We start from the raw sequence: 12744 nt of genomic DNA, 5'->3' as shown, positions 1-12744 counted from the left end.
TTATATTTAAGCATGAAAGGTAAGTAACTTATGAGTATTCACGGTATCTTGGGTGAGCAAACCACTGACTATCCAACCGAGTATAGTCCAGAGACCTTGTATCCTATTGCTCGCAGTATGGGTCGCGATGTCATTGGCTGGCAAGACGATAAGTTAATGGTTGGCATCGATTGGTGGCAGGCATTTGAGATGTCTTGGTTAAATCAACAGGGTATCTCGCAGGTTGCGATAGCACGCTTTGGTATTCCGGCCAGCTCGCCATTTATCGTTGAGTCAAAGTCACTTAAGCTCTATTTAAACAGTATCAACTTTACTGAATTCGTTAGTTGGGCAGAAGTGCAAGCGCTGATTGCTAAAGACTTATCAGCCTGTGTACAAGCAGACGTGCAAGTTGAGTTGTTTGGCTTAAATGACGACCTGCATGATAAGACATCAGGGTTATTGGTGGCTCAATCTGAGGGTATTTGTATCGATGACGCGCTTGCCAATAGTAGTGAAAAAGTCGCATTATGCGAACATCCTGACGCGTCGTTATTGAATGATGACCAAACGGGTGCTCATTCAGGAGTCGATAGCGCTCAGCCCTACACTTTTTATTCTAATCTGCTACGCAGTAATTGTCCGGTGACCAATCAGCCTGATTGGGGTACATTAGCAGTTTCGATGACCAGTAATAAAACAGTCGATGAGGCTGGAATGCTGCGTTATATCTTAAGTTTTCGTCAGCATAATGGTTTTCATGAGCAATGTGTTGAGCAGATATTTGCTGACTTAAGTAAATATTATGAGCCAAGTGAGCTGATGGTGCGCGCATGGTATACACGCCGTGGCGGTATTGACATCAATCCTTGCCGTGTGAGTGATATAACCTTGCTACCTAAACCAAGTCGTTTGATTCGCCAGTAAATGAATGTTCACTACCATGTTTAATAATGAAGATTTTTAGCTTTCATAGATGAGCGTTCTTTCTTATACTCAATAAACCTTATTTTATTAATATTGAGATGCAGCTATGAAGTTAAAAACCGGATTTTTAACCGCTCTAGGGACTGCTATTTTGTCTCTAGCTACCTTTCAGTTGGCACAGGCTGCATTTGTGGAAAATCAATATAACTGTGAAGACGCTTATATGGAAGTGGCTTATGATTGTGGTAACGATGCGATTGTAGTCGAAAAAAATCGCCTTAATAAAATCTATATGAGCGTTTATCGTACTTTGAATACGACACAACAACAGCAGTTGGATAAAGAACAGCGTATATGGTTAAAGAGTCGCAGCGATAAGTGTGACTTTGAATATGACGGTCCAATGAATAATTCTGTGGTATACGCCCAGATTAGCGCTAATGTTTGCACCGCTAATGAGACACAGAAACGCAGTAAGGTCATTGCTAAAAGATATAATATTAAGTAGTTTTTTTTAGCTATGTTACACGCGAAAAAGCGCCTATCTCATTTAATGAGACAGGCGCTTTTTATGGCACAGTTTTAACGAGTAAAACTATTTACCGCTTACTTTTGCAATGACGTCTTCACGGCTGAGCATTTGCTTTTCTGCTTCACGGCGATTGACGTATTCGTACTTACCTTCAGCAAGGTTGCGGTCAGAAACCACGATACGATGTGGAATACCAATCAATTCAAGATCAGCAAACTTAACACCTGGACGCTCGTTACGATCATCGAGTAGCACATTGATACCTTGAGCCTTTAGCTCTTCGTACAGCGCCGTCGCTGTCTGCATAACGGTCTCTTCTTTTGACTTCATCGGTATGATAGCGACCTCAAAAGGAGCGATTGAATCATTAACCGTTGGCGTCTGTGGCCACATGATACCATTTTCGTCGTTGTTCTGTTCAATAGCAGCGGCAATGATACGGCTCACACCAATACCGTAGCAGCCCATCATTAGGGTCACAGGCTTACCATCTTCACCAGATACGGTAGCATTTAACGCTTGCGAGTACTTATCACCCAACTGGAAGATATGACCGACCTCGATACCACGTTTGATTTTTAGGCTGCCTTTACCATCAGGAGAAGGGTCGCCTTCCTGCACATTGCGTACATCAACGACACGAGTAATGCTCGCATCACGCGCCCAGTTCATACCAGTGGTGTGTTTATTGACTTCATTGGCACCGCATATAAAGTCTGACAAAGTTGCTGCCGAACGATCAACGAAGACGGGCATATCCAAATTAACGCCAATATAGCCTTTATACAGACCAGCAGCTTTCAGTTCTTCATCAGAAGCCATTGTCAGCGGCACATTGGCCTCTTCGATTTTCTCAGCTTTGATCGTATTTAGCTGATGATCGCCGCGCAATACGATAGCGATAAGCTGTGGCTCATCATTTTCGGTATGACCATGGACGATTAACGTTTTGACCGTCGTTTCTAATGGTAAGCCTAAATGTTCAGCAACCATTTTACAGCTGGTCATATTTTCCGTTAGGACGTCTTCGCGCGCCATTTTCGGTGGCTGACGCTCAGCGGTGCTCACTGATTCGGCAAGCTCAACGTTGGCCGCATAATCAGAAGAATCAGAGAAGGCAATATCATCTTCGCCGCTGTCTGCCAAGACATGAAATTCATGTGAAGCGAAACCACCAATAGAGCCTGTATCTGCCTGTACTGCACGGAAATCTAAGCCCAAACGGGTAAAGATGCGCGTATAAGCGTCATACATGTCATGGTAAGTTTTTGCCAACGATGCTTGATCAACGTGGAACGAGTAAGCATCTTTCATGGTAAATTCGCGTGCGCGCATCACCCCAAAACGTGGACGAATCTCATCACGGAATTTATTCTGAATTTGGAAAAAGGTGATTGGTAGTTGTTTATAACTACGTAGCTCGCCTTGCGCCAGATTGGTGATGACTTCTTCATGTGTCGGACCTAACACAAAATCGCGATCATGACGGTCTTTGAAGCGCAATAGCTCAGGACCATAATCGTTAAAGCGTCCGGTCGTTTGCCAAAGCTCGGCAGGCTGGGTCATCGGCATGAGCACTTCTTGTGCACCAACTTCTTGCATCTCTTCACGAACAATACGTTCGACTTTTTGCAAGATGCGTAGCCCCATGGGCAACCAAATATATAACCCAGAAGCAATCTTTCTAATAAGACCGGCACGCACCATCAATTGGCTTGAGGCGATATCGGCATCACTTGGGGTTTCTTTTAGAGTGGCAAATAAAAATTGACTGGCTTTCATAAATAAAGCGTAACCTTATCAACGATAAAATAAATAAGAAATAGTAGGATGTTGAGCGTGTGCTTTGATGGCCGACGCAAGCTTACCTTTGTATCACTTGGTAATAGTCTAGGACATGCCTAGCTAAAAAGTACTGCGACAAACAGTACATGAATAGAAAGTGCGTTCATAAAACGCCTTACAAAAAGGCTGGAACTTTTCATTTTGTATTAAAACGTTGATGTTGGCAGCGTCATACTTTACGCATAAAGACCAGAAAAATAGATGTACGCCAACATTTTGCTTATACAATCTGACTATGTTAGGTAAAGTTAGCCTAAGACGCAATGACTTTTTGTTTTTTCAGACAGAACGTGACTTAAACAAGCAAATGAGGTCACTACAACTCGATTATTTACCAGTTTTTAGGGTATTTATAGTAAATGGTAGCGCTAGTCATTATGTAGCGTATTGGTAGTTATTACTTGAAGTTGCTGCTCAAAAGTAGCATTTATCATTTAGACAGTTATTTGTTATACGTTTAATAAAAATAAATGATAAAACTCTGAGGGTGTTTATATGAATAATCCTGACAATCGATCTCCTGTTAATAATGATGCGACTAACTCACAAGCGAAAAAACCCATTGCGATGATGTCGTGGATGATATTGCTCATCGGTTTAGCCGCTATCGTTTTTGCTATTTATAGTGTGCAGAATATAACCAAGGAAGAGCCGATAGAAACCATTACTCGTGAGGGCGTGGTCACACAAATCCAAAAATTGAATCGTTTGGAAACGGTGGCGTTTAGTGTCGATACCGTCATTACTAGCCAGCGCCCTGGCAGTTGGATGAAGCTGTGGCAAGACGAACAAAAGGGTTTGTTTATCGCGCGCGGACGAGTGGAGGCGGGGATTGATTTAAGTGCACTTACCCCTGAGATGGTACAAGTGGTGCAGCCTGAAATTAACGTCGATGAGGTACAAGAAGCGGGTGCCAATACGCCAGTCTCAGTGATGCCGCAAATCAATATTACCATCCCACCATCAGAGATATTTTCAGTTTATCTAGACGATATCGAGATTTATGATTGGCAGACGGGTGCTTTTGGCATGATGCAAGTCGATCCAAAAATATTGCAACAAGCGCAAAGTATGGCAAAAAAAGAAGTACTCGAACGCGCTTGTCGTGGTGATGTCATGAATATGGCACTAGAAAATGCGCAAACCCAACTGCAACAGCTATTTTCGTTAACTGGTGCAGTAGTGACGGTAACGACTCAAGGTGCAGGCGCGTGCCAGATGCCAGTAAAATAATGCAGACATAATTTTATTAGAGCCATAGACTAGATAGTCATACGTTAGCTTATTAATTGGAAACACTTAAAGTAACGCCATTTATATTGTATAGTAGAGCTTATCTATTATTCATAATCAACTTATGAATTTCGTTGGTAATACAACCCTATATAAAAGGTGGCGTATATGACAACTCTTAATAATAAACCGTCTTCTAAGCCTGAACGTCAGCTTAATAAGCGCCCTAAATCGAAAGAATCGCTTTCTTTTGCGACATGGGTGCTATTAATTATAAGCTTCACTTTATTAGCCTATGCTCTTTATGTTATCCAAACCCGTATCTTGTAAACTCTAGCTGATACTAGGGCGTGTCCTAAATTCAATCGATTACTTTCTAAATGGGCTAAAAATAGCTAATGAAATTCTTAGTAAATTGAGGCTTTAGTATTGATGTAATACGTCACTATTTTTTAAATTCAGCAATCGCTAATTGGCGAGCCGCTTTATGTTCGACCATCGGTAATGGGTAATCAATATCAGCAAACTTACCGCCCTTTGCTAGTGTTTGACGCATTTTATCCTCGCTATGCAAGATGGTGGTAGGAATGGCTTTTAGCTCAGGCAGCCACGTCTTGATAAATTCGCCATCGGTATCGTGGGTTTTGGCTTGGCTAAAAGGGTTCATAATACGAAAGTAAGGTGCAGAGTCGGTGCCAGTCGACGCGCTCCATTGCCAACCCCCATTATTGGACGCAAAGTCACCATCTATCAGCTGCTGCATAAAATAACGCTCACCTAAGCGCCAATCAATCAATAAATCCTTGGTCAAAAACATCGCCGTCACCATCCGCAAGCGATTGTGCATAAAGCCCGTCGCATTCAGGCAGCGCATTGCCGCATCGACTAACGGCACGCCAGTTTTACCTACGCACCATGCTTCAAAGTCATTTTGATTGTATGACCAATTAATCTTGCTATCAGTCTCATGTTTATACGCTTGATGGCGAATCAGCTCGGGCTTATAGTCTAAAACATGGCGATAGAAATCTCGCCAAGCCAGCTCACTTATCCAGCGGTTAATGTCATTATTATCAGTGTTGTCAAAGTTATCCCCGCTGTCTAAGGTGTCACCGTCATTCCCATGTAATTCTCTCAGTGCTTTGCTTAATTGTAGGGTAGCTTGTAAGTAGCAAAGTCTGGGGCTGATTGCGCCAATAGTCAGGTAGGCAGATAGCTGACTGGTGGCATTTAAACTGGGTACATCACGGCTCACATCATAGTTGTCGATATCCTCAGCGATGAAGTCCTCTAAACGCTGGCAAGCTGCATCTCCGCCAGCAGGGTAGGCTGCCCGAGCGTGCTCAAGCTGTACGTCTATATCAATGTGCTCTAATAAGCCAGTATTTTGCAGTGCCTTTTGATAATCTTCGACTACTTTTTTACTTACTCTTTCTATATCTTCGATAGTAGCACTGGCGTTCGAGACTTCTAGTTTGACTTTAGTGTTGCCATTTATGGCGGATGCTTCATGCATTTGCATGGTGCCGATATCCAAGGTATGACGCCATTTTTTATAAAATGGGGTAAACACCTGATACATGCTGTCATCGTTCGTGGTGATGGTTTGTGGTGGCAAGATACATTGATCATGCCAGCGGATAAATTCTATATCGTTGTTTGCAAGCTGTTTGGTTAATTGCTCATCACGCTTAATTTCATTGCCTTCGTACTCGTGATTTGCCATCACAGTGCTGATCTGGTTCGCGCTACAGATATCTAGCATCGCCTCAACACAGTCAGTAAAGCTTGGACAGAGCTGTACTGTTAAGTGGATATTTAATTGTGTTTGCAGGGATTTGGCTAGGATAGGCAAAGTGCGAGCGATATGGTCGAGCTGTGTCAGCGACATGTCATGTGCTTGCCATTGTTCAGGCGTCACGAAGTAAACAGCGCTTACTGAGGCGTTATCCGCATTTGCCTGCTCGCAAAGCGCAGCTAGCGCGGTATTATCATGAACTCGCAGGTCACGACGAAACCACATTAAATAATGCGGTGGGTTTACGCTAATGGCATCGTCGCTATTGTTGACGTTGCTTGTTTCGGTGCTATCTGTGCTATGAGACGTTTCCGCCGCCGTTTTAGACATTCAACTATCCCTCTATTAATCAATCGCAATCATAAACAAAACTGGTAATAAAAGTATGCTAGGATAAGTTTTTGGATGCAATGAATTTACGATTCAATTAACAAATCCTCATATTTACGCTTTAGCGTTGGCAATTGACGTTTACCTTCCGTCAATGTAGCGAAGACAGTCTAATAATGTCGCACTAAGTGTTATATCTAAGGTCACATCATGCACGTTAAGTTTTGCGGATTTACCCAGCCTAATGATATTAAACTTGCCGCCCAGTTGGGTGTTGATGCGGTTGGCTTGGTATTTTATCCGCCCAGTCCGCGCGCTGTCACTATCGAGCAGGCGCAATCGTTAAGTGCTTCTTTGCCAGCTTTTATAAGTATAGTGGCTCTAGTGGTGAATATGCCGCGCGCAGAGCTGATAGAATTAGCGAATCAGGTCGCTTTTGATATCATTCAATTCCATGGTGATGAAACACCGGAGCAATGTGCGCAGCTGGCCAGTGCGGTCAATAAACGCTGGATAAAAGCGCTGCGTATCAATGCTGACCAACACACTGCCGCTAGCGTAAGCGCCGAGATTAATGAGTTTGCTGCCGCTGGCGCGAACAGTATCTTATTGGATGCTTATCATCCCCATAAATATGGCGGCACAGGGGCACGTTTTGATTGGAGTCTGCTACCGCAAGACAGCTCGCTACCTATTATTTTAGCGGGCGGACTGAATGCCGATAATGTCGCTGCCACTTTAGACTTGCCTATTTATGCGGTCGATGTCAGCGGTGGGATTGAGTCTGACAAAGGCAAAAAAGACGCTGCCAAAATGCGTGCCTTTATGAAAGCGGTAAAACGCGACCGATGGCAAAATGAGACGCTTGGCGAACCTTCGAATATCAGTAACTAGTGTTTTAGCCGTGAATTTTTATCCGTTAAATAGCTAATTACTTGGAAAATTTTCCCCCTTATTTATCTTAAAAAATACCACTTGTTATAGTAGGAATTATCATGAGTCATGTCGCAAGCAAAGATGTATCGGCTACTGCTAAAGCTATCAATACCTTCACCAATCCAGAGAACGTTCAAGACTTTAACCAATACCCTGACGCACGCGGACATTTCGGTGTGCATGGTGGTCGTTTTGTCTCTGAAACCTTGATGGCAGCACTAGAAGAGCTAGAAGCGTTATATACCAAGGTCAAAGCCGATCCTGCATTCTGGGAAGAGTATCACAACGATTTGGTCAACTATGTCGGCCGCCCAACGCCTTTATATCATGCTAAGCGTCTCAGTGATGAGATTGGCGGTGCGCAAATTTATTTTAAACGTGAAGACTTAAACCATACTGGCGCACATAAAGTTAATAACACCATTGGACAAGCGCTACTTGCCAAAATGAGTGGTAAAAAACGCATTATTGCGGAAACTGGAGCAGGTCAGCATGGCGTAGCGACGGCGACGATTGCTGCGCGCTTAGGGCTTGAATGTATCGTTTATATGGGCGCGGACGATGTCGAGCGTCAAAAGATGAACGTCTATCGTATGCGTTTGCTCGGTGCAACGGTTGTGCCAGTGACTTCAGGTTCACGGACACTGAAAGACGCCATGAACGAAGCGATGCGTGATTGGGTTACTAATGTCGATAGCACCTATTACATCATCGGTACGGTTGCCGGTCCGCACCCTTATCCGCTATTGGTACGCGATTTCCAAGCGATTATCGGCAAAGAAGCACGTATTCAGCATCTGCAAATGACGGGTAAATTACCAGATGCTCTAGTGGCTTGCGTTGGCGGTGGCTCGAACGCCATTGGTCTGTTTTTTGACTTCTTAAATGATACTGAGGTCAAAATGTATGGCGTGGAAGCAACGGGTGACGGTATCGAAACCGGTCGTCATTCTGCACCACTGGCTGCTGGTCGTATCGGTGTACTGCATGGTAACCGTACCTATCTGATGGCCGATGATGAAGGTCAAATTCAAGAAACGCATTCTATCTCAGCTGGTCTTGATTATCCTGGCGTCGGTCCTGAGCACAGCTTCTTAAAAGACATGAAGCGTGTTGAATATGTCGGTTGTACCGATAAAGAATCGCTAGAAGGCTTCCATGAAGTCACGCGTAAAGAAGGTATCATTCCTGCGCTTGAATCTGCTCATGCTGTCGCTTATGCGCTTAAACTGGCTAAAACGATGACTCCTGAGCAAACCATTATCGTCAATATGTCAGGGCGTGGTGACAAAGATTTGCATTCAGTGATGAAGGCAGAAGGGATTGAGTTGTAGTGGCCTCTATTTTTATAAGCTATTTTACGATTTTATCCATTATAAGAAAAATTGCTTAACACCCTTTGTTTAATATTGATTCTTAAATAAAGGGTTAACTAGGCCAGTTTATAATAATCAAGAGACCACTATGACCAGAATTGAAAGCACTTTTGAAACCCTAAAAGCTCAAAATAAAAAAGCCCTGATTCCTTATGTCATGGCAGGCGATCCTAATCCTGCGACCACTGTAGGTCTGCTGCATGACCTAGTGAAGCACGGCGCGGATATGATCGAAGTAGGCTTACCGTTCTCTGATCCGATGGCAGATGGCCCAGTCGTCGCTTTAGCTGGAGAGCGTGCATTAGCCACAGGTACGAGTACACGTGATGCCCTAAAAATGGTCGCGGAATTCCGTCAGCAAGACACGCAGACGCCGATTATCCTCATGGGTTACCTCAATCCAGTTGAAATCATCGGTTATGATAACTTTGTGGCGCTATGTGAGCAGTCAGGTGTCGATGGTATTTTGATGGTTGATTTACCACCAAGCGAGGCGGGCAGTTTTACCCAGCATTTGACTGACCATGCGATGAATGAGATTTTCTTATTGTCACCAACCACTTTACCTGAGCGCCGTGAGCAAGTATTGACCCATTGCGGTGGTTATATTTATTATGTGTCATTAAAAGGCGTGACGGGTTCGGCAACGCTTGATACTGATGATGTTGCGACTCAAGTGCAAGCGATTAAAGCAGCGACTGATTTGCCAGTCTGTGTGGGTTTTGGTATTCGTGATGCGGCTTCTGCCAAAGCGATTGGAGCGCATGCGGATGGTATTATCGTCGGTAGTGCCTTGGTGCAGAATTTTGCTGATATAGATGCAAATGATAGCACTGCGGTTGCCGCCGCTCAGCAAAAAATCATGGCAAAAATGGATGAGCTACGCGGTGCACTTGATAGTTTGAGTGCCTGAATTAAATAAAGTTAAATTATCGTCACTTAAATCGTCATGGCAATATGAATAACAATGTTTATAAAGACAGGGTTAAATGACTTTGCTAAAGTTAGTTTACGTGTGTAAACTAACATCACATATAAATTGTTACAGTTTCAAGAAAGCGTGCTTTATAACTGCGAAAGTTATGAGAATATGTGACGATTAAACTGATCCTTATAAATCGATTCTTAGGGACAAGCGCATGAGCCAGCTTGTCGATAAGCCTTTGATAATGGCGAATAATATGACTGATACGATAATAAAACCTGATATGACAACTCTGAACCATGCTGAAAAAAGCAACGTTGAGCCAAACGGTAATACAGCTGGGCAATCATGGTTTAATCGCCCGATACCGGGTATTAAACAGCAATTGACAGCGCCTTTGACAGCAGTAGAGACCGAACCGTCAACCAAGTGCAGTAATTGTCATTCGATGATTACCAATACGGCACTGATTTTTAACTGCTATGTTTGTCCGCATTGCGATCATCATTTACCGATGAGTGCTCGTGAGCGCTTAAACTGGTTGCTCGATCAAGTAGAAGGTGAGCTAGGACAGCAGTTCACTGCCAAAGATCCATTGAGCTTTGTGGATAGTAAGCCGTATCCGCAGCGCATGACCGAAGCACAGGACAAAACCGGCGAGTCTGAGGCGCTGATTGTGATGTACGGTAAATTGCGCAATCTTGATATCGTTACTTGTGCCTTTGATTTCCGCTTTATGGGCGGTTCTATGGGCTCTGTAGTTGGTGACCGTTTCGTAGAGGCGGCTGAGAAAGCCCTTAAAGATAAAGTGCCCTTAGTCTGCTTTGCTGCCTCTGGCGGCGCACGTATGCAAGAAGGTTTGCTGTCTTTGATGCAGATGGCACGAACGGCTGCTGCAATTGAGCGTTTGAGAATTGCTGGCGTGCCGTATATCGTGATATTGACCAATCCTGTTTATGGCGGTGTGACTGCGTCGCTCGCTATGTTAGGTGATATTCATTTAGCAGAACCAAAAGCCATGATTGGCTTTGCAGGTAAGCGCGTGATTGAGCAAACGGTTCGTGAGACGCTAGAAGAGCCGTTCCAGCGTGCCGAGTTCTTGTTAGAGCACGGTGTGGTCGATGAAGTGGTACATCGTCATCAAATGATTGATACTATTTATCGTCTGCTAGCAAAGTTAAGCCGCATGCCTAATGTTGATGCCTAACTTGCTCATCGGCTTGACTAACGGATAACTGAGTTTAATATTCCGCATGACTTATGCTTAGTAGCATGCTCAATTTTGCTGACTAAGTAAGATCAATCAATAGCATTTATCGTCAACAGCGGTAAATGCTATTTTTGCTTTTTGGACAGGTAGTTATATACTGTCTGTACTTTCTTAATGAATCCTTTATCATTGACCATTTTTTATTCAAATATTTCAATATAGGCTGTGTCCATGTCCGACTCTCTACTTTTTAACCCTAACACTCCCAACAAGCATTCTAGCTTGACCGAATGGCTCGATTATATGCAGCAGATTCATGTATCGGCGATAGATATGGGGTTGTCGCGAGTTTTGCCAGTTGCCGAGGCGTTAGGCGTGGTACAGTCAGCCAAAGACGATGCTTATGTATTCACGGTGGCGGGCACCAATGGTAAAGGCTCAACGACGGCTGTCATCGCGCAGATGTGTCAAGCAGCAGGCTATAAAACGGCTCTGTATCAATCACCGCATCTAAGTGTATTCAATGAGCGCGTGCGTATCAATGGCGAGATGGTCAGTGACGAGACGTTAATTGAAGCCTTTAGCAAGGTAGAAGCAGCGCGATTAGCGTGTGAGCTGACCTTGTCATTTTTTGAGATGACCACACTTGCCGCATTATTAATATTTGCCGAAGCGGACTGTGATGTCTGGGTGTTGGAAGTCGGTCTGGGTGGGCGCTTAGATGTGGTCAATATCATCGATCCTGATATGGCAGTGATTACCAATATCGCTATCGATCATGTCGATTGGCTGGGTGACAATGTTGAAGCTATTGGCCGTGAGAAAGCAGGTATCTTACGTGATGGTATCAGCGTGGTTTATGGTGCTACTGCAATGCCAGTCAGTGTGCAGCAAGCGATTGATAAGCATCAAGCAACTTGTTGTCGAGTTGGGCAAGATTTTGATTATCGTGAAGTGGATGCAAGCGCTTGGCAATATAGCAATGCTGCGGTCACCATGCAGTTACCGCGCCCAGCACTGTCATTGACCAATACTGCCACTGCGTTATCAGCAGTGCTCGCAAGTTCGTTAAATGTCGATAGCACTGCTATCGAGCAGGCGCTGCAAACGGTTAGGCTCGCCGGTCGCTTTGATTATCGTGAGACCCACAATCGCCATTGGCTGTTTGATGTCGCGCATAACGAGCAAGGCGTCGAGTTTTTATTGGCGCAACTATTACCGCTTTGGCAACAGCATCTAGCAAATCAAAATAACTCTGAGGCTCTCAATCATAGCAGTAATCCAAATAGTAGCCAAAAAAATCAAACTACAGGAAAACCTGCCAGCATTAAAATGCTGTTTTCTATGTTGGGTGATAAAGATATCAATAAAGTCGTGCAGCATTTGACGATAGCGGGCTTACCGATTAGCGATTGGTATATCGCTGAGATTGATTATCCACGTGCTGCGAGCACTGAGCACTTGCAAGGTATCCTATCGAGCTATGTCGATAATGCTCAAATACACGAATTTAAACGTTTATCAGAAGCGACCGATGCGGTTATCAATGCCAGTCAGCCGCAAGACCTTATCGTGGTATGTGGCTCCTTTCATACGATCGGCGAGGCACTGGCAGCACTGGCGGTTGATAATTAACATTAAAATGGTGCTTAT

General features: G+C 44.0%; 11 protein-coding genes. 9 read left to right on the top strand and 2 right to left on the bottom strand.

Going from position 1 to position 12744, the window contains the following annotated elements:
- The first annotated feature begins 30 nt into the window (after positions 1 to 30).
- Positions 31 to 906 carry an NADPH-dependent 7-cyano-7-deazaguanine reductase QueF gene (queF, locus tag C8D84_RS08780; RefSeq protein WP_109591512.1) on the top strand — a complete coding sequence of 292 codons (876 nt, stop codon included), beginning with the start codon at positions 31 to 33 and terminating at the stop codon, positions 904 to 906.
- 106 nt (positions 907 to 1012) lie between these two features.
- Positions 1013 to 1414, top strand: a complete 402-nt coding sequence (locus C8D84_RS08775) for a lysozyme inhibitor LprI family protein (protein ID WP_109591510.1) — start codon at positions 1013 to 1015, stop codon at positions 1412 to 1414.
- 87 nt (positions 1415 to 1501) lie between these two features.
- On the opposite strand, the gene C8D84_RS08770 is transcribed toward C8D84_RS08775, so the two are convergent.
- Positions 1502 to 3220: a proline--tRNA ligase gene (locus C8D84_RS08770; RefSeq protein ID WP_109591508.1), complete on the bottom strand. Its 1719-nt coding sequence runs from the start codon at positions 3218 to 3220 to the stop codon at positions 1502 to 1504.
- Positions 3221 to 3778: 558 nt separating this feature from the next.
- Here C8D84_RS08770 and C8D84_RS08765 point away from each other — a divergent pair.
- A complete protein-coding gene (locus C8D84_RS08765; protein ID WP_109591506.1) occupies positions 3779 to 4516 on the top strand; it encodes a DUF4230 domain-containing protein in 738 nt (245 codons plus the stop codon).
- A gap of 168 nt (positions 4517 to 4684) precedes the next feature.
- The gene (locus tag C8D84_RS13755) at positions 4685 to 4846 is read left to right on the top strand and encodes a hypothetical protein (RefSeq protein ID WP_170108294.1); all 162 of its coding nucleotides are present in this window, start codon (positions 4685 to 4687) and stop codon (positions 4844 to 4846) included.
- A gap of 115 nt (positions 4847 to 4961) precedes the next feature.
- Here C8D84_RS13755 and C8D84_RS08760 read toward each other — a convergent pair whose 3' ends face one another.
- The gene (locus tag C8D84_RS08760; RefSeq protein WP_109591503.1) at positions 4962 to 6644 is read right to left on the bottom strand and encodes a cryptochrome/photolyase family protein; all 1683 of its coding nucleotides are present in this window, start codon (positions 6642 to 6644) and stop codon (positions 4962 to 4964) included.
- 210 nt (positions 6645 to 6854) lie between these two features.
- Between C8D84_RS08760 and C8D84_RS08755 the strand changes: the two genes are divergently transcribed.
- The 5 genes from C8D84_RS08755 (at position 6855) to folC (ending at position 12726) form a co-directional block, all read left to right on the top strand.
- The gene (locus tag C8D84_RS08755; protein ID WP_211181273.1) at positions 6855 to 7538 is read left to right on the top strand and encodes a phosphoribosylanthranilate isomerase; all 684 of its coding nucleotides are present in this window, start codon (positions 6855 to 6857) and stop codon (positions 7536 to 7538) included.
- A gap of 101 nt (positions 7539 to 7639) precedes the next feature.
- Positions 7640 to 8914: a tryptophan synthase subunit beta gene (gene trpB / locus C8D84_RS08750; protein ID WP_227679482.1), complete on the top strand. Its 1275-nt coding sequence runs from the start codon at positions 7640 to 7642 to the stop codon at positions 8912 to 8914.
- 130 nt (positions 8915 to 9044) lie between these two features.
- The gene (gene trpA, locus C8D84_RS08745) at positions 9045 to 9869 is read left to right on the top strand and encodes a tryptophan synthase subunit alpha (protein WP_109591499.1); all 825 of its coding nucleotides are present in this window, start codon (positions 9045 to 9047) and stop codon (positions 9867 to 9869) included.
- Positions 9870 to 10125: 256 nt separating this feature from the next.
- Positions 10126 to 11088 (top strand): acetyl-CoA carboxylase, carboxyltransferase subunit beta, encoded by a 963-nt coding sequence (gene accD / locus C8D84_RS08740; protein WP_211181277.1) that lies wholly within the window; start codon positions 10126 to 10128, stop codon positions 11086 to 11088.
- A gap of 234 nt (positions 11089 to 11322) precedes the next feature.
- Positions 11323 to 12726 (top strand): bifunctional tetrahydrofolate synthase/dihydrofolate synthase, encoded by a 1404-nt coding sequence (gene folC / locus C8D84_RS08735; RefSeq protein ID WP_109591498.1) that lies wholly within the window; start codon positions 11323 to 11325, stop codon positions 12724 to 12726.
- Positions 12727 to 12744: the final 18 nt, after the last annotated feature.

It is taken from the genome of Psychrobacter immobilis (genome assembly GCF_003148585.1).
GTDB lineage: Bacteria > Pseudomonadota > Gammaproteobacteria > Pseudomonadales > Moraxellaceae > Psychrobacter > Psychrobacter immobilis.
The sequence above is the reverse complement of the archived record's forward strand: the minus strand, read 5'-3'. Positions and strand labels throughout refer to the sequence as shown.

Coding starts and splice junctions, on each gene's coding strand:
- queF (WP_109591512.1), top strand. CDS start 31: ATGAGTATTCACGGTATCTTGGGTGAGCAAACCACTGACTATCCAACC.
- C8D84_RS08775 (WP_109591510.1), top strand. CDS start 1,013: ATGAAGTTAAAAACCGGATTTTTAACCGCTCTAGGGACTGCTATTTTG.
- C8D84_RS08770 (WP_109591508.1), bottom strand. CDS start 3,220: ATGAAAGCCAGTCAATTTTTATTTGCCACTCTAAAAGAAACCCCAAGT.
- C8D84_RS08765 (WP_109591506.1), top strand. CDS start 3,779: ATGAATAATCCTGACAATCGATCTCCTGTTAATAATGATGCGACTAAC.
- C8D84_RS13755 (WP_170108294.1), top strand. CDS start 4,685: ATGACAACTCTTAATAATAAACCGTCTTCTAAGCCTGAACGTCAGCTT.
- C8D84_RS08760 (WP_109591503.1), bottom strand. CDS start 6,644: ATGTCTAAAACGGCGGCGGAAACGTCTCATAGCACAGATAGCACCGAA.
- C8D84_RS08755 (WP_211181273.1), top strand. CDS start 6,855: ATGCACGTTAAGTTTTGCGGATTTACCCAGCCTAATGATATTAAACTT.
- trpB (WP_227679482.1), top strand. CDS start 7,640: ATGAGTCATGTCGCAAGCAAAGATGTATCGGCTACTGCTAAAGCTATC.
- trpA (WP_109591499.1), top strand. CDS start 9,045: ATGACCAGAATTGAAAGCACTTTTGAAACCCTAAAAGCTCAAAATAAA.
- accD (WP_211181277.1), top strand. CDS start 10,126: ATGGCGAATAATATGACTGATACGATAATAAAACCTGATATGACAACT.
- folC (WP_109591498.1), top strand. CDS start 11,323: ATGTCCGACTCTCTACTTTTTAACCCTAACACTCCCAACAAGCATTCT.